This window comes from Mesorhizobium sp. M7A.F.Ca.CA.001.10.2.1, from assembly GCF_003998575.1.
Taxonomy (GTDB): Bacteria; Pseudomonadota; Alphaproteobacteria; order Rhizobiales; family Rhizobiaceae; genus Mesorhizobium.
Genome location: NZ_RZQY01000009.1, coordinates 1 through 21,604, shown reverse-complemented (window position 1 = coordinate 21,604; position 21,604 = coordinate 1). Strand labels below are relative to the sequence as shown.

The window sequence follows — 21,604 nt, the reverse complement described above, 5'->3', positions numbered from 1 at the left end:
AGTAAACTGGGACCGAGGAGCGCCCCACCCGTCTGCACAGCCGTGGGACGGCGCCGACCCCCGTCGTCAACACGGCGCTCCACTGGCGCCCCAATCGTTCATCCACCTCGCTTGAAACGAGCTTCAATCGCCGTCCTTGGCGACCTCAGTGCCACATTCTCTCTCTAAGCCACTTAAGAAACCTGTTCCCTCCGATTGACCGGCGGACTCTGGCGGCAGCCCACTGCCCTCTGAACGTGGTTCCGACATGGCAACTGCAGACGATGTCGTGCAACTCCCCGTCAGACAGTTCGAAGAAGCGCTTTGCTGCCCCATAGGTGTCATCCTTCAGGCCTAACGCACGCAGTAGCGGGTCCTCGAAGGCCACTGTAATTGGCGAGCCCTCACCGCGCGCTGCGTCGCGAGCTTCCCGCTTCAGATGCTCAGTGCCGGTAAGCGCTGTCAGGCGTCGCTCGGGATGTTGTTCCAGCAATTCTGCCCAGCGCTCAATGCGCTGTTGCCGGGTCATGATCGGGTATGTCGACAGGGGTTCTACTTCTGCAATTGTCTGCAGTTGGCTTAAAGTTTGGTGTTCCATCGTCGGCTCCTTTGGTCGAAGTCCCTTCCCCTCAAAAATTATCGCGCGCCGACGCGCTGACAAGAGCTGGTAAGGCGGCCACTTGCCCGACAATGATTGCGAAACAGCGCATTGCTCCGCCGGCGCGCGAAACGATATCCCATGCCAAATCAGACCGAAGCCGTTCAGAACGAACAGCTCGCCACCCGCCTACAACAACAAATTAAATTAGTAATGCCTTATGGAACTTTGAGGCTGGCGTTTCATTTGATCGGCATGGAGGCCTCTGTAATCCAAAGTGCCGGGATGAGAGCGAACGTGTCGCTGCGCTACTCGCTGGTTCTGCCGATATACAACGAGGAACAAGTGCTGCCTCGTCTGATCGAGCGGATCAGGTTGCTAATCCACCAGCTGGACGGTGAGACAGAGGCTATTTTCGTCGATGACGGAAGCCGCGATGGCAGCGTCACTTACCTTCGGCGTGTGGTCGCCGCCGAGCCTCGTTTTCGGCTGATCGAGCTTTCCCGCAATTTTGGGCACCAGATAGCAATCACAGCCGGTATGGACGCCGCCCAGGGGGATGCCGTCATCGTCATGGATGCCGATCTCCAAGACCCACCCGAGGTGGTTCTCGATCTGGTGGCGAAGTGGAAGGAAGGTTTCGAAATTGTCTATGCCCGGCGCGTTAAACGCGAGGGCGAATCCTGGTTCAAGCGCTTCACGGCAAGTCTCTTCTATCGCTTGCTGGAAAGGATGACGACCGTTGACATTCCGCGCGACGTTGGAGATTTCCGGTTGGTCGGTCCGAAAGCGCTGAGAACTTTCAGGCAGATGCCCGAACAGGATCGCTTCGTCAGGGGCATGTTTGGCTGGATGGGGTTCAAGCAGGCGTCGGTGTCTTTCGAGCGCCCGGCACGAGCCCATGGCCAGACCAAATACCCATTCTGGAAGATGGTGCATCTTGCTGTGCACGCCATCGTCAGTTTCTCGGAGCAGCCGCTGCGCCTGGCGCTCTGGGGTGGCTTGGCCATTTCTGCGCTGGCCGTAGCCTTTGGTGCCTACGCCATCTACGCCTGGGCCTTTGAAACCGGCATTGTTGCCGGCTGGACATCCACCGTGATGATCGTGTCGCTCCTGTGCGGCATCAACCTCTTCATGACCGGCGTGGTCGGATTGTATGTCGGCAGCATCCACGCCGAAGTAAAACGGCGCCCGCTTTACGTGATCGATCGCCTCACCGGCTTCGACCGGCCGATGTCTGCCGTCCCGGGCAAGAGCCGCCGCTCGCCTCGAAAATCCCGGATTGGAGTCCCGGCCAATGTCCGAACCCTTCGACAGCTATAGATTCAATTATGGTGAGACGGTCCAGGGATCGATCCGCTTTTCAGGGCTTAAGCACGACTTCTTTCTCATGGCGAAGGCCGAGTTGCTGCGACGCGTTGTGATCGAGCGGGGGCTTCGTCATGCCGGCTCGGAAGTACGGGTGCTTGATGTCGGCTGCGGCGTAGGTGTGCTCCATCCCTATCTCAAAGGCGCCTTCGAGTGCCTGGACGGCTGTGACATCTCGCAGGAATCGATCCTGCGTGCGAGGCAGGAAAATCCGAGCGTCACATACAGGGCCTGCACCAGCCTGAACCTGCCATACGACAATGGGGTCTTTGATCTGGCCTTCGCCAGCTGCGTCGTCCATCATGTACCGCCAGCTTCCTGGCTCGGGTTCATGCGCGAGATGCGGCGCGTCGTGCGCCCGGGCGGTGTCGCCTGCATCATCGAGCACAATCCCTATAACCCGCTGACGCGTCTGGCTGTGTTCCGGTGTCCCTTCGACCATGACGCGGTGCTGCTCAGCGCAGCCAAAACAGCGTCCCTCCTTCAAGAAGCAGGCTTCAGCAACATCCGATCCGAGCACTTCCTGCTGCTGCCGTCGGGCAGGTCCTTGGCCCGAAAAGTCGAACGCGCGCTCGCCCCCCTGCCGCTGGGGGCACAGTATGCGTGTAGTGCGCATGCATGAGCATCGGCCTGCCGGCGACGACTCCCTGAAGCTACTGGCACGCTTCGGCCTGGTCGGCATCGCTGCCACACTTCTGTATGCCGCTTTGGTTGCTGCTTTTTCCAAATCGGAGTGGCTCGGTTTAACGCCCATCCATGCCTCGCTTGGGGCATATGCCGCAGCCACCCTGTTTTCGTATCTGGCTCACAAATCCCTGACGTTCGTGTCGGGCCGATCGCATCGAACTGAAGCTCCGCGTTTTCTCCTGCTGGGGGCAACAGGCTTGGCCATTGCCTATGGGGCGCCGGCGTTGCTGACGGTAAAGCTGGGCTTGCCGCTCATCATTCCCGTGCTGATTACGTGCTTGCTTGTCCCCGGCATCAATTTCTTCGTGCTTGACCGGTGGGTTTTTGCCGGACGCATTCCCGGTCGGCACGGCAATCGCTCCCGCCAGAGGCAATAATGCTCTAAATGGCGTCCAGTCGAAACGACACCAATTTGATGGAGCGCTTGTAAATGTCGCTGGCGGCCTGGCTGGGCGGGATCCCGTCGAGATAGTCAAAGGTCATTTCGAACGTGCTGGCGTTCGAAAAAGCTGCATGCGGAATGACGAACGAGACGGTCATCGGTTGCTTGCCCGACAGTGTGACCTTATGCACGGACACGCCATGCACCGAGATTATTACCCTCTGCGTCGTCTGTGGCGGACGAATGACAGCGGCCATTTGTAGCGTTGCCTTGAGACCGTCGCGAAGCGGCGGTATCTGCAGGCGAAGCCGCGAGGTCTCGCCCAGTGAATGCGTGCCGTCGGCTACCGGCCCCGACCAGCCACAAACTTTCATGCCGGCTGCCCGTTTGGCGCCATCGGACCGGAAGGACACTGTCTGGCCGAGTGAGTAGCTGCCAATGGCATCGCGGTTGAGGCATGTCGTCGTGCGGTCGATGTAATAGGCACGATAGTCGGCGTGGACAGTCGGATGGAGAGCCAGCGCAAGGATGGCGAGTTCGGACACGGCCAGAACCGCGGCGAGCGCGTAAGCGCCAAGCGAGATGGCGCGTCCACGGGGATTGAGGGTGTCAGACCAAAGCAAGGTAGCCTCCAATCCATGCCGCCGTCATGAAATAGCAGGCGACCAGGAAGAGAACCAAAGCGGCGAGCCAGATCAGTTTCGACGCCGACAACAGGACGGCCATCAACATTATCAGAGGCGCCAGCCCAATGACGTATCTGACCATGGAGGCCAGATTCGTTATCAATGGCACGAGAATGCAGATCGCGCAGAAGACCCCAGCGCCATATTGCTTGCGAGCCACCAGCACGACTGATAGCGCCAGCCCGATGATCGCTGCGAGCGCACTCCATTGCGGCGCCGTGGGCAGCCACCCGGTCTTGGGAAATGCTGAGAGCCCGTCCCATAGAAACAGGAGCGGGTTCCCAGCCACTCGTCCAAAGGCGCGTTGGACGTGCAGAAACGCAAAGCCGTCACCGACAGTGACATACAAAAACAGGATGTAGGCAAACAAGCCGGCAGGCGAGATAAAGATAGCGACGAGCAGATCCGGTCGACCGAGCACCCAACGCGGAAAGGAGAGTGGTGAGCCGCCCCGTTCTCGATGCTGCTGGAACATTTGAATGACGGTCGCAAAGACGACAAGGACCCCAACGAGCCTCGTTGCCGAAAGGAGCGCTGACGAGATGCCAGCGACGGCATAGCTGGAGCGTTTGAGTGCCAGGAAGACAATCGAGGTCAGGAGCACGAAAAGAGGTTCGGAAAGGAAAGTTGTGAAGTGGAAGGAGAACGGGCCGCTAAGCAGAAAAGCGCAGTACAGTACATAGGCCCGCATGTTCTTCTCCAACAGCGGCCATGCCACCAGACACGCGGCGTAGCTGCATGCAATCGAAGTGATCGTCGCGACCAGTATCGTGGCGAAGGGGAAAATCGCCCGGATCACCGCTACCAGCATCGGATAGAATGGAAAGAAGCCCCATCGTCCGACGTTGCTTTGGTTTGGGATGGGAAAGCGCTCGTAGCCGCGTTCGGAAATATCCAGATACCAGTGGCAATCCCATCGGCAGAGCGCACGAGCATAAGACTCGAAGCCTGGTTCTGCCAACGTTGAAGCAACAGCGGCATAACGAATAGCAAGGCCAGTGAAACCGAACAGGAGCGGGACTGCCACCACCGCTGCCGCTACCATGTGGCGCTTGTTGATTATGTAGTCGGGGAAAATCTCGACATGCGCTGGATCCTTCATCGACAGCGCATGGCCGGGGCTTTTGATGGCCGTGAGGAGATTGTCAGTCCTGGCTTTTTTCATCGCCGAGCACCGGCGGGGCGCGTTCCCATGCCCTGATGGGGGCCAGCTTCGGCCGTGACCAAACCGCCGACCGTGGCCTTGCCATCTTCATCGTCGTCGAGCAGTTCCAGACGGGTGACGCCGCCCACCCTCACCTCGTGGCCAAAATCGATGCCAGTCTGTTCCCGCGCCATTTGAGAGATTCTGGAGCGCGGTCGGCGGTCGTCAAGAGGTTGCTAATATTCGAGCGGCGATGGGAAGGCACCTTTGAAGCGCGTCGAGAACACGATATCATGCGTGCCTCGGCGGCCGGACGAGCTATCGCGCAGCCTTGACACCGGGATGGTCGCCCGACAAATCAAAGGTCCGCACCGAATGCTCCTTCTGTGCGACGTCGAATGCCCACGGGCGGAGGCGCAAAGACCGAGATCGCCTTTGGATGGACCTTGAAATGGCCTGGTGTCGAGGTGACGATCTCACCATCGGTGTTGACCGGCATCGGCTTCTCCGTCTCGATGTCGAACTCGACGCACCTAGCCGTGCGCACCTCTCGCCAGGCGCCATGCCTTCCAGACCGGAAGGAGCGGAGCATCAGCGCCAGCTTCCAAAGGTTCGTCATTTCCAAGCTATAAAGATCGAGATGTCCGTCATCGATCTCGGCCGTCTCTTCCACCACGTTGCCGCCGCCGTAATGACGACCGTTTCCCACCGCAATTTGGTAGGTTTCGACGTCGGTCGACGTGCCTTTCTCAACAATCTTCGCGTGGAACCGCGTGGCCCGCGTCAACACTTTCATCGCCGCCAGCGCATAGCCGAGCCTGCCGAAACGCTTCTTCAAAGTGGGATCCAGACCCTTCGCCAGTTCAGTGCTGAGTCCGATACTCGCAACGTTGAAGAAGGCATTGCCATTGACCGTGCCGATATCGATCTGCCGGAGTCGGCCCTGCGCGATCACGTCAGCGGCCTGCAGAAGATCCATAGGGATGTCGAGTGTGCGAGCGAGGTCATTAGCCGTTCCCATAGGAATAATGCCCATCGGCAGGCTGCTTTCCACTACAGCCATCGCCGCCGCCGACACCGAACCATCGCCACCGCACACGACCACAAGGTCGGCCGTTTGGCGTAAGCGAACGATGTCACGAGCGATCTCCGGCAACGCCTCGAACTTTTCGACAGCGACAGAAAGCCGGCCGCGCTCCAGCCGCTCCACAATCGGGGCGATCAGCTCTTGGCCGCGCCGCGCCTTTGGATTGAGGAGCAGCAATGCGCGCCTTGTGGCTAATTTGCTCATTCAAAGATCGATCCGATGGTCATGACGCATGCACATAGGGCGGTTGCTCATTCGACCGCAACCGAAGCTTTCGACTCAAACCGGACCTACCTCCGCCGCGACGTTGCGAACGGCGCAATTTGCGACATCCAGCGGTCCCCAGGATCGCTATTCGAGTTCGTGGACCGTCACGCCGGCACAGCCGTCTTGGCAATCGCATAGGTGCTGGCGATGCGTGAGATAGGCCACTTGGCCGGCACATGTCATTCCCCAAACAACTTGAAACCTCCTCGGAGTGAACATGGTCGAAGGTTTCCATGATCATCGGCGCGCCTATCTATCGCGCGAAAGCTTGAAAGCGCGGTCGATCGCATCGCGGATATGTCCCGGGGCGGATTTCAGATCGTCCTTCGGCGCGCCGCTTTGCTCCGGAACGTTGCCGCGCCCCGCTGGAGCCTGCGACAGAAGATGCGCTCAAGCCCATTGCCGGAGAGATTTAAATCGGCAGGACCAGATCGGCCTGGCTCCTGTAAAATCTGGAGCCGGGTCGCGATTGGCCGGAACCAAACAGAACAGCCGTAATTATCAGCCGAAGGGACCGCAACCGCATAGGAAGGGGAACGATGGCTGAAATTCTGGATTTCGAACTTGGCAGTTCAAGGTTGTGCGTCAAACGTGCCGAGAAATCGTTGAAGCGCGCAAAGGAAGAAACGGACAGGAAAAATGGCGTGGTGAAACCGCGGCAGCCGGCGCGTTGCTGGTCGAGGAAAGGCACGGGCCGTTCGTCCAGCGCATCCACGCATTTTTTTCTGGAAGTTTAATGCTTTAGTATCTGGCTGAGGAACAACTTGGTTCGATCATGGCAAGGGTGGCCGAAAAACCCGTCGGGCGTGCCCTCCTCGACGATCTGCCCAGCGTCCATGAAGATCACCCGGTCGGCAACCGCACGAGCAAAACCCATCTCATGTGTTACACACACCATGGTCATGCCGTCCCGAGCCAATCCCGTCATCGTCTCTAGCACCTCGGAGACCATTTCCGGATCGAGTGCGGAGGTCGGCTCATCGAACAGCATGACAGCCGGTTCCATGCACAGGCTGCGGGCAATCGCCACGCGCTGCTGCTGTCCGCCGGACAGCTGGATGGGGAACTTGTTCGCCTGTTCGGGAATGCGGACCCGCTCGAGGAACTTCAGCGCGGTCTTGCGCGCCTGCTTTTCCGATACGCCCTTCACCCACATTGGGCCGGCCATGCAGTTCATCAGCACCGTCATGTGCGGAAACAGGTTGAAGTGCTGGAAGACCATGCCGACGTTGGAACGCACGGCGGCAACGTTGGTCATCTTGCCATGTAAGGCAACGCCGTTGACGACAATGTCGCCCTCTTGATGCGCCTCCAGGCGATTGAAGCAGCGGATGAGGGTTGATTTGCCGGAACCCGAGGGCCCGCAGATCACGATCCGCTCGCCCTTGTGGACGATCAGGTTGATGTCCTTCAGCGCCTGGAATTGGCCATACCATTTGGAAACGGACTTGGCTTCAATGATGGCGGGGGCGCTCATCGCACCTTGCTCCTGTGGTAATGCCGTTCGATCCGCGATTGGACCAGTTCGAGGCAGATCGACAGCATCCAGTAGATCATCGCTGCCGAGATCAGCATCTCCATGTGCTGGAAGGTCTTCTGTCCGAGGGTGCGCGCCAGGAACATCAGCTCCCACACGCCGATGACCGAGACCAGCGAGGAATCCTTCAGCATCGAGATGAACTGGTTGCCCGTTGGCGGAATGATGACCGGCAATGCCTGCGGCAGGATGATGCGACGCATGGTCAGCGTGAAGCCGAAGCCCATGGAGCGCGACGCCTCCCACTGGCCGCGATCGATGCTCTGGATGCCGGAGCGGAAGATCTCGGTCATGTAGGCGCCGTAGCAGAGCGATAGCGCCAGGATGCCGGCCGGAACCGCATCAATGACAAAGCCGAGCTGCGGCAGCCCGAGATAGATCAGATAGACCTGCATCAGCAGGGGCAGGCCGCGAAAGAAGGAGGTGTAGAAGCTGGCGATGGCGTAGGCGAAGCCATTGTTGGAGAGCTTGGCGACCGCTCCCGCCACCGCGATGACCGAAGCGATGACGATGGAAATCGCCGAGACGTAGAGCGTGGTGACAACGCCCTGGCTGATCAGGAACGGCAGTTTCTCTCTGATAAAGGGCAAGCTGAGATGGAACGTCTCGAAGAAGCCAACAAACAGGAGCAGCAGTTCGAGCCATACGATGCCGATCTGGAACTTGAGCGGCGCGAAGCCGATCAACACGACATTCAAGGTGAAGATCACCGCTATGGCGAAAGCAATGGCAAAGCGGCCGTAGAAGCCACTCACCGACGGTTCGCCGATCACGGGGCGCATCAGTTCGGCAAAGCTGGTGCTCGACATGTTGAAAGCCATGAAGAGAAGCAGAACGACGCCGAACATCGTAGCCACGAACCAGGGTTTGTGGACGAGGACTTCGGCTTCGACGGTATCCGGATAAAGCATCTTTGAGCACCGGCTGTTCGGCGGCCTGCCCGGGGGGCAGGCGCCTTTTAAGGGGGCTAGTTGGTCTTCGAGTAATCCTGCCCGTACCACTTTTCGGAAAGCTTGCTCAGCGTGCCATCCTCCTTCATCGCTTTCACGGCGTCGCCGATCTTGGCGGAGAGTTCGGGATCGCCGCGTTCGGTGGCGATCGCCAGCGGCTCGTAAAATACTGGGTCGCCCAGCTGCTTGATCGGGTAACCGGCCTTCTCGGCGTCGAGGATCGACGGCAGTGAAGAGACCACCGCGTCCAGGCGCACGCCGTCGCCGAGGCGGAGGTCGTCAAAGGCGGTCGTCGAATTCTCGTAGGAGCGGACCTCCTTCGGGTTGAGCTTGTACTCGAATGGCGGCGCGCCGGCGGCGTCGAGCGTCAGATCCTTCTTGGCATAGGCCTCGAAGGTGGTCGGCGTCATCGAGCCGGCATGCATGTCCCAGCGCCCCGCCCAATGGCCGGCGGTGATGATGTCCCAGCCGGGCGTGATGAACTCGACCTTGACGCCGAGGTGCTTGCCGATCGCCTTGGCGACGTCGACATCGAAGCCGTCCAGCTCGTTGCTGGAATTCACGAAGGACTGCGGCGCCCAGTTGGCATCGGTCGCCACCTTGAGCGTGCCGGCCGCCACAACGCGGTCGAGCACCGCGCCTGCGTGAGCAGGATATGCGCCAAGCGCAAGCGCCATCGCGGCCAACGTCAGCTGTGGTCTGTTCCAGAATGTCATATCCGTATTCCCCTGTTGTTGTTCAGTTCCTTGCAGTCACTTCCGTTCAGCCGGTCGTGACGTCGCAATTTCGTGCCGACCTGGTCGGCGTCCTCTCCCAAAGGCCCGCGGATTTAGCGACGTCGCGGCCGGTCCGGTCTTCCGATGTGGCGGAGGATGTTTGCCGTCGCCATTCCCCCGATCACAGGGAAGGTCCCGGCCCGCTCCCTGCGAGGTGTCGTGCAGCCCCTGGTGTCCGGCGTTGGCTTTCGCATCGCGAAGGCTGCTATTCATCGGCGCCGCCCCCCTTTCCCGCGGTCAGCGTCCATCAGGAAATCGCCCATCAGCGTGGCAACCCGAGCCGGCGCCTCGATCAGGATCGAATGACGAAGTCCGGGCAGGATGGCGAGTTGCGACCCTTGCACCTGTTCGTGCATCAGCCGTGCCATCCGCGGGCTGGAGCCCTGATCGTCCTCCCCGGTCACGATCAGCGTCGGGCAGGTGATGCGGTCGAGAATGCCGCCGAAATCGGTCTCGGCCAGAACGCGATAGGCGGCCGCATAGCAGTCGCGGTCGTTTTCAGCGTCACGCCGGCGCAACTCGGCGATGGTCTCCGGGTTGCTGTCCTGAAAATCCTCCGTCAGCCAGCGCGACAGCGAGGCTTCATGATGCACTGAGGCATCGCTCGCCATCAGCGCCGCCAGCCGGCCACGCACCGCGTGCCGTTCCTCGGGCGTGCGGCCGGCGACCGTCGACAGCAACACCAGTTTTTTCAGGCGCTCGGCATGGGTCAGCGACAGGCGCTGTGCGATCAGGCCACCCAGTGAAAACCCGGCCACATGGAAGGTGGCAAACCCGACATGGTCGGCCAGCGCCAGCGTTTCCTTGACGAAATCGTCGATCTCGTAACGGCCCTTGATCCGGCTGGAGCGGCCATGGCCGCGCAGGTCGAAGGTGAGAACCGAGAAGCGATCTTTCAGTTGGCCCGCCACGCCACTCCAGGCTTCGAGATAGGAGCCGACTCCATGGATGCAGACCAGCGGCAACCCACCCTCACCCTCAAGGCGCCAGTTGAGCAGCACGCCATCGACATCGAGCTGGCCGGAGCGCGCCATAGTCACGCCCTCGCCGCCTGGCGCGCCCTGTCGCGCTCGCGCGCGGCGAAGACCGGCATCACCTCGTCGACCCACAGCTTGATCGTCTTCTTCTGCAGCTCGAACGGCAGGTTGAACGTCAGGCCGAGGCAGTACTGGTCAACGCCCGCGGCTTCATAGTCGAGCAGCTTCTCGATCACCTCGTCGGGCGTGCCGAACATCAGGTTGCGACGGATGTTCTCGGGATTGTAATTGTCTTTGCCCTTGACTCTCTCGTAGGGGATAGCTTCGGGAAAGCCGTTTTGCACGGTGCCGATGTTCTGGAACAGGTTCTCGAACGCGCGGCCATAGTCAATGGCATGCCCGACCGCGATCTCCCAGTCCTGCGCTCGTTCGTAGACGCAGGTGCGCCGCTGCATCATCAGGCGCGGGCGCGGCACCTCTGGATGATCGGCGACGGCCTTGCGGAATTTCTCGCCGAGCACGGCGATCTCGGCCGCCGGCGCCGACAAGGGCGTCGACAGGATCGAAGCGCCGATGCCGACCGCCCAGTCGAAGGTTCCCGGGTCTCGCGCGGCCACCCAGATCGGCGGATGCGGCTTCTGCAGCGGCTTCGGCACGCCGGCGGCGAGTGGGAACTTCCAGTAATCGCCGTCATGGGCATAATCCTGTGCCCACAGCTTCTTCACCGCCGGCACCAGCTCCTTCAGATAGGCAACGCCTTCCTGCTGCGGCATGCCGCCGGCCATGCGGTCAAACTCATATTGGTAAGAACCGCGCGCGATGCCGAACTCCAGCCGCCCGCCGGTCAGGTGATCACAAAGTGCCGCCTCCCCTGCCAACCGGATCGGGCTCCAGTAGGGCGCGACCAGCGTCGAGGTGCCGAGGCGGATCTGCTCGGTATGCTGGGCAAGCCAGGTCAGCGTCATCAGGGGGTTGGGCGAGATCGTGCATTCGATCGTGTGATGCTCGGCCGTCCACAGCGTCTCGAAGCCACCTTCGTCGGCCAGGCGCGCCAACTCGAGGAGATTGCTCTTCACCTTCGACATCGGCATGTCGGGCGAGAAGCGTTCCATGGTCAGCGAAACGGCGAATTTCATGTCGGTCTCCCCAGTGCGTCGGTTTGGTCAGCGAAGGCGGATAATGAAGGGGTCCTGCATCGCGCCCGAGTAGTCGATGACGACGTTCTTCAGGCGCGAGAACTCCTCCATGGCGTCGAAGCCGCCGCGCCGCCCGTAGCCGCTCTCCTTGAAGCCGCCATTGGCGGACATGAAGGACGAGGCGCGGTAGGTGTTGATCCAGACGGTGCCGGCTTCAACATTCCTGGCGAAACGCAGCGCGCGGTTGATGTCCCGGGTCCAGATGCCGGAGGCGAGGCCATAGCGGGTGTCGTTGGCGAGACGGATCATCTGGTCTTCCGACGAGAACGGGATGACGCCGACGACAGGACCGAATAGTTCCTCCTGCATGAAGTCCATGCCGTTGTCGGCATCGGTCATCACGGTCGGCTCGAAGTACCAGCCGCCTGCAAGCTCATCCGCCTGCGGCCGCTTGCCGCCGGCCGCAATCCGCGCGCCCTGGCGCACGCCCGAGGCGACGTAGCCTTCTACCTTGGCGAGTTGCACCGACAGCGCCAGCGGTCCGACGTCGGTTTCCTCCAGCATCGGCAGCCCGACCCGCACGCGCCGCGTGCGTTCGACCAGCGCCTCGACGAACCGATCGTAGACGCTGGCCTCGACGAAACAGCGCGAACCGGCGACGCAGGTCTGCCCAGCCGCCGCGAACACACCGGACACGACGCCGTTGACGGCATGGTCGATGTCGACGTCGTCGAAGACGACATGTGGCGACTTGCCGCCGAGTTCCATCGAACAGGGGATGAGGTTCTCAGCCGCATTGGCGGCAATCCGCCGGCCCGTCGCCGTCGAACCGGTGAAGACGAATTTCGCGATGCCAGGGTGCCGGGTCAGCGCGTCCCCCGCCACGGCGCCGGTGCCGGTCACGACATTGACGACGCCGGCCGGGAAGCCGGCCTCCATGATCAGCTCGGCCAGCGCGAGCGTGGAGGCACTGGCATGCTCGGACGGCTTGACGACCACCGTGTTGCCGAGCGCCAGGCATGGCGCCAGCGTGCCGGTGAGCAGCATCAGCGGCGAGTTCCATGGCGTGATCATGCCGACGACGCCGATCGGCTCGCGCAGGTTGAAATTGAGCATGTCGAGCTTGTTGACCGGAATGGTGTCGCCGAGCAGCTTGTCGGCCATCCCTGCGAAATAGGTGTAGCTGTCGGGCATGGCGCGCATCTGCGCCCGCATTTCCTTGAGCAGCTTGCCGTTGTCACGGGTCTCGATCAGCGCCAGCGCGTCGGCGTGCTCCAGCACCAGTTCCGCCAGCCGGCGCACCAGCCTGCCGCGGTCGGTCTGGGTCATGCGCCGCCAGGCAGGCGCCGCGAAAGCGGTACGTGCGGCCTCGACGGCCGCGCCGACATCCTCGGCGCCGGCCTCGGCGAACTCGTACCAGGGCTTGCCGGTGGTCGGGTCGAAACTGTCGATGTACTGCCCGGTTTTCGGCGCCACGAACGCCCCGTTGATGAACAGGTTCTGGCGTGAGCCTTCGAGCGATCCGACCGTCGTTTTCATGCTGTCTGTCCTGCGTGGAGCATCATTCGGACGCGGCCTGCGTCCACGATTGCGACTGGCCGTCGATCATGGCGACACGGCCGCCATCGCCGGTGTCGATATAGATGCCGAAGCGTTTGTCCTGGCGCTCGCGGGCATAGCGGCGCAGCATGGCGCGCAGTTCATGCGTGGCGATCCGCTCATAGGGCAGCGCGTCGACGGAAAAGAAGGCGTGACCCTCCGGAAGTGCGGCTTCAGCGCTCTCACGGCTCAGTTCGGCGCGGTAGATGAGATAGCCCGGGTCGCTGTCGGCGACGTCGAAGACCGAATAGAGGAAGGTGTTTTCAGGGACGAGGGTCAGCGCCTCGCCGCCATCGAGGACGAGCTGACTGTCGGCCTTGCGGCGCCGCGCCGTCGGCAGCACCCAACTTCCCTTGCCATCGGTGCGCAAGAGGATGCGGTCGCCGGCTTCGACAAGATAGCCGATGATCATGTCCTGCGAGGCCAGCCAGCCGGCAGGCAGCGGATCCTTTACGCTGGCGTAACGGCCGCGGCAAAACCCGAGCGGCGCCGATGGGCTGGTTCCGAAAGCCTGGACCTGGCCGATCAGGATGATGTGGTCGCCGGCCTCGATGCGGTTGTGAACGGTGCAGTCGAACCATGTCAGGCTGTCGGTGAGGATCGGCGCGCCGGTGTGGGCGCGGTCATGGTTGACCGACTGGAATTTGTCCGCCGCTTTGGATGCGAACACCGAAGAAACGTCGACCTGGCCTTCATGGAGGAAATTGACCGCGAAGGACCGTGTTTCGTTGAATGCGGGAAAGCTCGCCGCCGCCTTGGCGACGCAGACCAGGAGCAACGGCGGGTCAAGCGAGACCGAGGTAAAGGAGTTCGCGGTCATGCCGCGCGGATTGCCGTCGCAGTCGCGCGTGGTGATGACGGTCACGCCGGTGACGAAGGTGCCGAAGGCACGACGCAAGGCGATCGGGTCGATCGTCCTGTGTACCACCGCGTCCGCCATTGCTTTCCTCCCATAGTGTCGGATGAAAGCTAGGCAAGAGACGGCCGGCCTTCTTCCTCCGGTCTGTAGGAAAGATGTCGGGGCGTGCTGCTGCCATCCCGAGCAAGTGCAGGCGCAGCGCGCCTGCACTTGCGGCGGCTGCCGCGTCGAAACAGTGGTGGCGAGGTCAACAGAGTCTAACGGGCTGTCGGCGTGCGGCTGTCGATGATGCCGCTGAGACGGATCGCGAGTTCAACCGCGAAGCGCTGTTCGGGCGTGTCGAGACGGATGCCGAACAGGTCCTCCATGCGCGACAGGCGATAGCGTAAGGTGGTGACATGCAGGCCGATGGCGTCGGCGCAGGCCTGGCTGCGGCAGCCCTCGCGCAGATAGGCAAATAACGTCTCCAGATAGGGCGTGCCGTGCTCGCGGTCATGCGCGATCAGGGCGCCGACACTTTCGTCGACGAAGCCGCGCACGTCCGGAGCGTCGGCAGCGGCGACCAATATCGGCAGCGGACCGAAATCCTGGCCGGCAAAAACGCCGGTGCGCCCGAAGGAACGGCCGATCCGGATCATGCGGCGGCACCGCTCCCAGGCGATGGGATAATCGACCAGCGCGGCACAGGCCTCGGAAAGCACAACCACCGGCTCAGCTTCGAAATAGCGGCCAAGCCCGGCCGCAATCTTGTGCGGCAATTTCGCGAAGCGCGCGCCATCCTGCCCGGTATCGGCCGGGACAAGACAGACAAGCCCATCCTCCACCGCGATTGCCGTGCCGGCAATGCCGGCCTGCTGCAGCAGACGCATGACCTCGTGATGCGGATCGGCAAGGCCGATGGCACCGTCCTGTTCGGCGAGGTCGACGACGATCATCTTCTGTGCAACGGTCAAGTCGAGCCCCAGCCGGCGGGCGCGACTGACGATATCGGCCTCGTCGCGCCAGCGGCGCTCCGCCACCTCCAGGAAAAGCTCGGTCAGCGAGCGCGTCTCGAAACGGAAGCGCACGAAGCTGCGCATCATCTGCACGCTGAGTGCGAATTTGGTGCTGTCGAGCAGCATCTGATCGAGTTGACCAGACTCGTGAGGCGTCGGGAAAATCATCAGTGCGCCAACCACTTCGGCGTCGATGCTAAGCGGCTCGATGCGCACCGAAAGCTTGAGCTGTCGCTTGCCGTCATCGACGAACAGCGTCTCGGTGTGACGCCCGTCGGACACGCCGCGCGCTATCTTGAAGATCTGCCGGCTGAGCGTTCCGCTCACCGCCTGCTGCCAGGAGGCGGCGTCGAAATGCGCCTCGCTCGGGGAACGGCCGGCGACAACCAGATTGGCATGGAAATCGATCACCACCACAGGATTGGGTAGCAGCTCGCTGACCTTTTCGGCGAGCGAGGCCACCGATCCGTCCGACAAGGCTTGCTGCAGAAGCGAGGTGTGCGCCGATAGGGCGCGCTGCAGACGCTCGCCGGCCTGCTTCTCCTGGCGCAGCCGATGCTGCTTCTCGACCGCGATCTCACCCAGATGCACGATCATGCCGATGAAGGCGATATCCTGCGCCGTCACTTCGGTGATCTCGCGCGAAACGACGGTCAGCACCATCGGCCGGCCGTCTTCGTCGACGCAGTTCATCGGCATGACCAGAACACTGCGGTAGTCGCGCTCGAAGGCTTCTCGGCGGTAGCCCGGGAACTCCTCCGATACGCGCGCGTCCCTGATGTAGACCGGCTCGTTGCGGTTGAGCGCGACGATCGAGGGACTGGTGGCCAGCTCCCAACGGTCCGGCAACGTGCGGTGAATGAGCGTCGGGTCGTGGCGCACGATGACATAGGCGTGGCCGTGGGCGGCGTCGATGCCCATGATCGAGCCTAAAGTCCATTGGGCATGACGACAGGCCGCCAGCACGAGATGGCGCAGCACGGACTGGAGATCGCCGCCCGAATTGATGAGGCTGGCGGCGTCCCGCAAGGAGAGAATTTGCGATTCGTGGTCCACGCCTGATCTTCCGCCGCTCGCGAAGGGCGAATTTAAGCCGTCGCGGATATACGAACGCTACACCGCTTCCAAGCGGGACGCACGCCGTTTCTTCCTACGAACCGGAGGAATACCCGACGGTTGGCGTGCATTATCTTGAGCTTCCACCTGGGGAGGCCAAATCATGGAATTGCGAAAAGTCAGCACCTTCATCGAGGAAGTGCACACCGAAGGCGGCAAAGCGGGTGCAAGGCCGGTAACGTCGATCGTGGTGGCAGCCGTCCTGCGCAATCCATGGGCCGGGCGCGGCTTCGTCGAGCATTTGCGGCCGGAGATTGTCGCCATAGCGCCCCGGCTGGGGCAGGAACTCACGAGCCGCCTGATTGGATTGATGCAGGCGGAACGCATCGAAAGCTACGGCAAGGCGGCCGCCGTCGGAACCGCCGGCGAGATCGAGCATGCCTCCGCCATGATCCATACGCTGCGCTTCGGCAATGTCTTCCGCGACGCCGTCGGCGGCACGACCTATCTCGAATTCTGTAACACCCGCAACGCGCCGGGCGCGCTGCTATCGCTGCCGATGATGCACAAGAGCGAGAACGGTCGCCGCTCGCATTTCATCACCGCCAACTTCCAGATCGCCGACGGCCCGGCTGCCGACGAGATTGTCGTGGCCATCGGTGCTGCGGACGGCGGCCGGGTTCACCCACGGATTGCGGACCGCTTTCAGGACATGAAAGAGATGGAGCAGGAAGCAGCGATGTGAGGCTTGCGCTGGGTTCCACAACATCACCGTGGGTACCACAGCATCACCAATGTTCAGAGCCGGCGAATGCTGATGACGATCTCGCGGCCTATTTCGAAGAGCTTGCTAGGCTGCAGTGCAGGCTCTCCGGACCCGAAGGTGCTTGGCGAACTGCACAGGCGTCCTTGCCGTTCATCTCCGGCCATCGATGCTGTCGACATGCGGCGTTGCGATCCGGCACCTTTGATGCCGGAACTATGGCGGTAGCTAGTTTGCCAGTACCCTCCAATTGCCTGCCTCTTCAAGAGCCCGCTACGCCGGTGGCGGGCTTTCGCTTTGTTGGTGCGCAAGCGTCAGGAAGGCAGTCGCCGAATTGGCGGGAACAATTTAGCGAAAAGTAAATTCAACGGTCTTCTGGTAGGAGGCCAAAGTGTCCCAGCGAAGCATCGACAAATGACCGATTGGATCGCGCAGACCGCGAGGCAAAAGTTGATAACGCGGCCGAGAGAGAGGCGCGTTTTTTAAAGACTGCGCGACTTCGAGAACAACGCCTTGCTGCCGAAGCCAAAGGTTCCCAGGCTTCGAAGAAGGGGCGATCCAGGAGCTAAGGCGCTTAGCCGCCGACGCCGACCGTCAGACAGCGACGCCCTTCTGACGGAACATTAAGCTACGCTAATAGTTCTGACGCGCCGGAGCGCCCGACGATCCGGGCACGTCATCCTTGGCCCGCCGCTGCGGTAAATGGGAGGCGAGTTCTTTACATTCGGCCTGCGCGAGGCCCGCTCGACGCGTGAGTGAGGGAGACATCATGGATCCCGAAAAGCCCAGCATTTATGCGCCGTCCGCCGAGCTGCTCGCTGCCATGGCTAATGAAAAGCGCCTTCTCGCTCTAATCATTCTTGCCGACGGAGAAATATCCGTTTCTGATCTGGCGTCGCGATTAGGGCTTAGCAACTCCGCACTCTCCCAACATCTTAGCATAATGCGAGAATTTGGGCTGGTCACCCGGAGGCAGGAGCGTCAAAAAGCGTATTACTCGTGCACAGATCGTGCCCTGAAGGTCCTTGAACTCCTGGACTGGCTTGCTGAGAGGAAAACTCTGCCTGGCCGCGACCATCATCCATAAAGCCCGAGACCTTTGGAGAGGTTTCCTCTCGGCCTTCGCTCTAACGTGCTTCCCGCATTCGTGCCGGAGAGGCGTGCCAAGAGCGCTTGCGATGTCGCGACTTTAAGGCTCCTCATCTTCGTCCGGATGTGGAGATTTATACGCTTCAGCCCCGCCGCCAGCGATGGCGGCGGGGCTGAATTGGTTCGTTCAGTCGTAAACCTTGATGATTTTTCGGGTGCCTGGGTCCACCAGCACCGTGCGGTTGTCGACCACCACATAGCGGTATTTGACGTTGGGAACCTCATGGATCTCAACCGTGTCCGGCAGAGCTGTCCCGACATTCAGTTCCACGCCGGGGAGCTTGACCGACGCCAGGGGCTGCTGCTTCACATATTCGCGGATGACGGTGTCTTGTTCCGGCTGGATAATGATGTCGTCCGCGGCGGCTGAGCCGATCCCAGCCAAGAGCAACATCGCTGCTGCGGTGTTCTTTAGAAGCATGTTCATATCTGCACTCCCGTAGGGACTGGCGCAACACGATCATCGTCCCGCGCCGCCCGACAACTTGAACATGGAGCCGCCCTAGACGTTCCGCCTTAGGTACTTAGGTCTAGTCCCTTTGGGGCCTAAGTCTGGTCCTAGAACACGCATTGGTCCTGTCAGAGACAGCGACTGGAACGCCTGCCTCCCGCGGCTGTTGTCTCTCGAACTTGGGAGAAAGCAGATGGATAAAAGTGCTGGCCAAGCACGACGCCGATAGCAGGTTCGCGAGCCGCCCAGCTGCTCGCGAACCTATATCTTTAACTTGGAGTAGGTGACCTGATGTTGCGCGACAAAGAGAGTCGGATCTTAGAGGCAGGCTTACTGGCAGCAGTGCCTATTTGTGTGGCGATTACCGCACTGGTCGCCTTGATGACTTTGGCCCGGATATGAATCGGTTCCTTTTCGCGGCCTCCGACTTCCTATCTCGGCCGCCGGGCTTCTATGTCATTCTCATAGCAATGGTTTTGTGCACCGCCCTGGTGCCCTTTGGTCTGACAAGTGCGGTTACCTACGCCCTGTCGGTTGCCGCCATCGTGATCACTGGTGTTGTCCTTCTACAAGGCTATCGCGACACCGCCGCCATTCACGCCAAACTCGATGAGATCATCGTTTCACTGAATGAAACCAGAAATGACGTTGTCGGATTGGAGCACGCCGAGCCGGAGGAGATCAGGGAGAAGCTTGTAGAACTCGAAGCAGAGGCGTCCCGAACGATCGGCGCTGCCAGGCGCGAACTTTCGAAAGCAACAGGAGAGAGATCATGAACAATATCATTTGGCTCGTCGGTGCGGTGGTCGTCGTCTTGGCAATTTTGAGTTTCTTTGGCCTTCGGTAGGGCGGCGGCCATTTCCGCCGACAACCTGAAGGCTTACGGGACCAAACTTGGCGTTGCAAAATTGCTTTTCATGAATGACAATCATCCGCCCCCCGACAAGTTGGTGTCCGATCCACCGCCAGATTGGCAGGGCGTGCTTTTTGCCACCGCTGCCCTCGTCTCATCCTTATGCGCCCTGCTGCTGGCATTTTGGATGTCTGTTTGATCGCTGTCGGACAGCCCATTGTCCTATAGAGAGCCAAAAAGGTTTGGCACCAAAGTTGCATTGACAAGTTGGGGCGGATGAAGCCCGCGCTTCGCAAATGGGGCGGCGGGCTTTCATAAGTTTAACCCTCAGAAACGAGCAGCGGCGGGTGCTTTGGCCGTTCGCGCGATCACTTGGCGGAGGTTAAGCATGTCGACCCGCCGGCATGCCGGTTAGGCGGAGTCTGGGCGCGACCTACGTCTTTCCGCCTTTGTGGTGCTTTTCTGACCGGGCGTCTGCTTCAGGCTCTTTGCCGGATCGCACACCGAACTTTTCACCGTTGGATTTTTCGCCCTCAGTTGCGCGGCGGAGACCTCATTCACGAATGTAGTGTCATGTGGGATTTCCAAGGAGGGCATCCGAATATCGGATGTCAGTCCACTGGCCAAACGATCATAAGCATCGGCACGGCAACAATGACTACGAGAAAAGATAGGGGCAGTCCCAGACGGGGATAGTCGCTGAAGCGGTAGCCACCCGGCCCCATGACAAGCGTGTTGCACTGATGTCCGATCGGGGTGAGAAAGTCACAGCCGGCGCCAATGGCGACAGCCATCAAAAATGCTTCCGGCCGGTAGCCCAGATCACCAGCAAACTCGGCGGCGATAGGCGCCATGACAAGGACGGTGGCGGCATTGTTGAGGAATGGCGTAACGGCCATGGCGGCGACAAGGATGAGCATCAGTGCGCCGGACGCCGGAAGGAGTGTCCCCAGCCTAGCAAGCTCGCCGGCAACTACTCCCGTCGCCCCTGTACTGCGCAGCGAATCGCTCACTGGAATGAGAACGGCCAGCATCACGAGGATAGGCCCATCGAGCGATTGGTATACGTCGCGGAGCGGAATGACCTTGAAAAGCACAATCGCGACAGCGGCCGCGAAGAAGGCGACGGAGACTGGCAGCAGCCCAAACGCCGTCGCCACCATGGCGAGAGCAAGGATTACTACCGGCACGATACCCTTGCGGACGCTACCAAGAAGGATAGCCCTTTCTGCCAGCGGTAAGCAGCCGAGTTCACGAAGTATCTCGGGCATCCTGGCTGCACTGCCCCGCAAAACGACAACGTCCCCGAGCCTCAGCTCGACTTCGGCCAGCCTGCGGTCGAGGCGCTCCCCGCGACGGCTGACAGCCAGGAGGTTGACATTGAAGCGATCGTAAAGGGCAAGGCGCTGGGCGGTCCAGCCGATCAAAGAGGAGCTTTCACCGATTACGGCTTCGATAGCGACCATTTCGTTGGTGGTGTCGTCACCAGCGACCCTATCCCCGGTCACGCTGAGCCTGCCCTGGGAGACAAGGCGATCCAGCGCTTCTGGGTCGCCTTCGAGCAACAGGATGTCATTCACCTTGAGGATCGCGTCGGGCAGTGGCGTCATCCGCATCGTGCGATTGCGCAGAATCGACGTCACGATTGCATCGCCGCCGGCGAGCTTCATGAGGTCTGCGACGGTTTTCCCGAGCACCGTGGAGTCGGCGACAATTCGAGCCTCTGTAAGGTAGTTCTTGATGTCGAGGGCTTCGTTCAGTGATCCGCCAAGCTTTTCGCGCACCGGCAACAACCAATAGAAAAACAGCAGGAAGATCGTTCCGGCAGCGGCTATGCCAGCTCCAACAGGTGTGAAGTCGAACATTGTGAAGGCGGTTCCGGTCAGCTCCTCTCGTACTCGGGACACAACGATGTTGGGAGATGTTCCCACCTGCGTCATGAGACCGCCGAGCAGTGATCCGAACGCCATAGGCATCAGGAATGTCGAGGGTGAAATGTTAGACCGGCGCGCGAACTGGAAGGCGATCGGAATCATGATAGCGAGCGCCCCGATATTCTTTACAAAGGCAGAGAGAATCGTGACCAAGATCACCAGCAGCGCCAGTTGCGACCGAACTCCCGATAATTTCGGAGCAAAGCGCTTGATGGCGGCCTCCATGATACCCGAGCGTGCTATCCCTGCGCTCACCAGCAGAGCACTGCCGACAATGACCACGATATCGTCGCTGAACCCGCTGAAGGCCTCGTCAAAAGGCACGATGCCAACCGCGAGAGCAAGCAACAGTGCCGCGGCCGCGACCAGAT

23 protein-coding genes are annotated in these 21,604 nt (G+C 60.9%); 8 read left to right on the top strand and 15 right to left on the bottom strand.

Annotated elements, in window-relative coordinates:
* Positions 1 to 145: 145 nt before the first annotated feature.
* Positions 146 to 577, bottom strand: a complete 432-nt coding sequence (locus EN964_RS01405; protein ID WP_127266459.1) for a hypothetical protein — start codon at positions 575 to 577, stop codon at positions 146 to 148.
* Positions 578 to 862: 285 nt separating this feature from the next.
* On the opposite strand from EN964_RS01405, the gene EN964_RS01400 reads away from it, so the two are divergent.
* From EN964_RS01400 to EN964_RS01390, 3 genes are read left to right on the top strand one after another with little or no spacing between them, the layout of a single operon-like run.
* Complete coding sequence (locus EN964_RS01400; RefSeq protein WP_127372400.1) at positions 863 to 1,900, top strand: glycosyltransferase family 2 protein; 1,038 nt, start codon at positions 863 to 865, stop codon at positions 1,898 to 1,900.
* Positions 1,875 to 2,567 carry a class I SAM-dependent methyltransferase gene (locus EN964_RS01395; protein ID WP_127266458.1) on the top strand — a complete coding sequence of 231 codons (693 nt, stop codon included), beginning with the start codon at positions 1,875 to 1,877 and terminating at the stop codon, positions 2,565 to 2,567. The genes EN964_RS01400 and EN964_RS01395 overlap by 26 nt, the downstream gene beginning before the upstream one ends.
* Entirely contained in the window at positions 2,545 to 3,009 is a 465-nt protein-coding gene (locus EN964_RS01390; protein WP_127266457.1) for a GtrA family protein, read from the top strand. The genes EN964_RS01395 and EN964_RS01390 overlap by 23 nt, the downstream gene beginning before the upstream one ends.
* Before the next feature lie 4 nt (positions 3,010 to 3,013).
* On the opposite strand, the gene EN964_RS01385 is transcribed toward EN964_RS01390, so the two are convergent.
* From EN964_RS01385 to EN964_RS01370, 4 genes are all read right to left on the bottom strand, one after another.
* The gene (locus EN964_RS01385; RefSeq protein WP_127266456.1) at positions 3,014 to 3,637 is read right to left on the bottom strand and encodes a hypothetical protein; all 624 of its coding nucleotides are present in this window, start codon (positions 3,635 to 3,637) and stop codon (positions 3,014 to 3,016) included.
* Positions 3,624 to 4,865, bottom strand: coding sequence for a hypothetical protein (locus EN964_RS01380; protein WP_127266455.1), 1,242 nt, complete (start codon positions 4,863 to 4,865; stop codon positions 3,624 to 3,626). Before EN964_RS01380 ends, EN964_RS01385 begins: the two co-directional genes overlap by 14 nt.
* Complete coding sequence (locus tag EN964_RS01375) at positions 4,862 to 5,038, bottom strand: hypothetical protein (RefSeq protein ID WP_127270404.1); 177 nt, start codon at positions 5,036 to 5,038, stop codon at positions 4,862 to 4,864. Before EN964_RS01375 ends, EN964_RS01380 begins: the two co-directional genes overlap by 4 nt.
* Positions 5,039 to 5,202: 164 nt before the next feature.
* Complete coding sequence (locus EN964_RS01370; RefSeq protein WP_127266453.1) at positions 5,203 to 6,135, bottom strand: lipid kinase; 933 nt, start codon at positions 6,133 to 6,135, stop codon at positions 5,203 to 5,205.
* A gap of 602 nt (positions 6,136 to 6,737) precedes the next feature.
* On the opposite strand from EN964_RS01370, the gene EN964_RS01365 reads away from it, so the two are divergent.
* The gene (locus tag EN964_RS01365; protein ID WP_127266452.1) at positions 6,738 to 6,935 is read left to right on the top strand and encodes a hypothetical protein; all 198 of its coding nucleotides are present in this window, start codon (positions 6,738 to 6,740) and stop codon (positions 6,933 to 6,935) included.
* Here EN964_RS01365 and EN964_RS01360 read toward each other — a convergent pair.
* The 8 genes from EN964_RS01360 to EN964_RS01325 form a co-directional block, all read right to left on the bottom strand.
* Positions 6,932 to 7,675 (bottom strand): amino acid ABC transporter ATP-binding protein, encoded by a 744-nt coding sequence (locus EN964_RS01360; RefSeq protein WP_127266451.1) that lies wholly within the window; start codon positions 7,673 to 7,675, stop codon positions 6,932 to 6,934. The two genes, EN964_RS01365 and EN964_RS01360, sit on opposite strands and share 4 nt — an antisense overlap.
* Entirely contained in the window at positions 7,672 to 8,646 is a 975-nt protein-coding gene (locus tag EN964_RS01355) for an amino acid ABC transporter permease (RefSeq protein WP_127266450.1), read from the bottom strand. The genes EN964_RS01360 and EN964_RS01355 overlap by 4 nt, the downstream gene beginning before the upstream one ends.
* Positions 8,647 to 8,702: 56 nt before the next feature.
* On the bottom strand, positions 8,703 to 9,401 hold the full coding sequence (locus tag EN964_RS01350) for a transporter substrate-binding domain-containing protein (protein WP_127276123.1): 699 nt from the start codon (positions 9,399 to 9,401) through the stop codon (positions 8,703 to 8,705).
* Between the two features lie 269 nt (positions 9,402 to 9,670).
* Positions 9,671 to 10,495 carry an alpha/beta fold hydrolase gene (locus tag EN964_RS01345; RefSeq protein WP_127270407.1) on the bottom strand — a complete coding sequence of 275 codons (825 nt, stop codon included), beginning with the start codon at positions 10,493 to 10,495 and terminating at the stop codon, positions 9,671 to 9,673.
* Between the two features lie 2 nt (positions 10,496 to 10,497).
* Positions 10,498 to 11,574 carry an LLM class flavin-dependent oxidoreductase gene (locus EN964_RS01340; RefSeq protein ID WP_127270402.1) on the bottom strand — a complete coding sequence of 359 codons (1,077 nt, stop codon included), beginning with the start codon at positions 11,572 to 11,574 and terminating at the stop codon, positions 10,498 to 10,500.
* 27 nt (positions 11,575 to 11,601) lie between these two features.
* Positions 11,602 to 13,113 carry an aldehyde dehydrogenase gene (locus EN964_RS01335; protein WP_127270401.1) on the bottom strand — a complete coding sequence of 504 codons (1,512 nt, stop codon included), beginning with the start codon at positions 13,111 to 13,113 and terminating at the stop codon, positions 11,602 to 11,604.
* A gap of 22 nt (positions 13,114 to 13,135) precedes the next feature.
* Positions 13,136 to 14,113, bottom strand: coding sequence for a flavin reductase family protein (locus EN964_RS01330; RefSeq protein WP_127266842.1), 978 nt, complete (start codon positions 14,111 to 14,113; stop codon positions 13,136 to 13,138).
* Between the two features lie 176 nt (positions 14,114 to 14,289).
* Complete coding sequence (locus EN964_RS01325; protein WP_127266843.1) at positions 14,290 to 16,083, bottom strand: helix-turn-helix domain-containing protein; 1,794 nt, start codon at positions 16,081 to 16,083, stop codon at positions 14,290 to 14,292.
* Positions 16,084 to 16,246: 163 nt separating this feature from the next.
* Between EN964_RS01325 and EN964_RS01320 the strand changes: the two genes are divergently transcribed.
* Together EN964_RS01320 and EN964_RS01315 are read left to right on the top strand one after the other, a co-directional pair.
* Complete coding sequence (locus tag EN964_RS01320) at positions 16,247 to 16,828, top strand: amino acid synthesis family protein (RefSeq protein WP_127276121.1); 582 nt, start codon at positions 16,247 to 16,249, stop codon at positions 16,826 to 16,828.
* A gap of 787 nt (positions 16,829 to 17,615) precedes the next feature.
* Positions 17,616 to 17,933, top strand: coding sequence for a helix-turn-helix transcriptional regulator (locus tag EN964_RS01315; protein WP_164748698.1), 318 nt, complete (start codon positions 17,616 to 17,618; stop codon positions 17,931 to 17,933).
* A 189-nt stretch (positions 17,934 to 18,122) separates the two neighbouring features.
* Here the strand turns inward: EN964_RS01315 and EN964_RS01310 are convergent, their stop codons facing one another.
* Positions 18,123 to 18,422: a DUF1236 domain-containing protein gene (locus EN964_RS01310; RefSeq protein WP_127266845.1), complete on the bottom strand. Its 300-nt coding sequence runs from the start codon at positions 18,420 to 18,422 to the stop codon at positions 18,123 to 18,125.
* 422 nt (positions 18,423 to 18,844) lie between these two features.
* On the opposite strand from EN964_RS01310, the gene EN964_RS01300 reads away from it, so the two are divergent.
* Together EN964_RS01300 and EN964_RS01295 are read left to right on the top strand one after the other, a co-directional pair.
* Positions 18,845 to 19,222, top strand: coding sequence for a low affinity iron permease family protein (locus tag EN964_RS01300; RefSeq protein ID WP_127266847.1), 378 nt, complete (start codon positions 18,845 to 18,847; stop codon positions 19,220 to 19,222).
* A gap of 57 nt (positions 19,223 to 19,279) precedes the next feature.
* A complete protein-coding gene (locus tag EN964_RS01295; protein WP_127266848.1) occupies positions 19,280 to 19,498 on the top strand; it encodes a hypothetical protein in 219 nt (72 codons plus the stop codon).
* A gap of 412 nt (positions 19,499 to 19,910) precedes the next feature.
* On the opposite strand, the gene EN964_RS01290 is transcribed toward EN964_RS01295, so the two are convergent.
* Complete coding sequence (locus tag EN964_RS01290; RefSeq protein ID WP_127276119.1) at positions 19,911 to 21,602, bottom strand: SLC13 family permease; 1,692 nt, start codon at positions 21,600 to 21,602, stop codon at positions 19,911 to 19,913.
* Between the last annotated feature and the right edge of the window lie 2 nt (positions 21,603 to 21,604).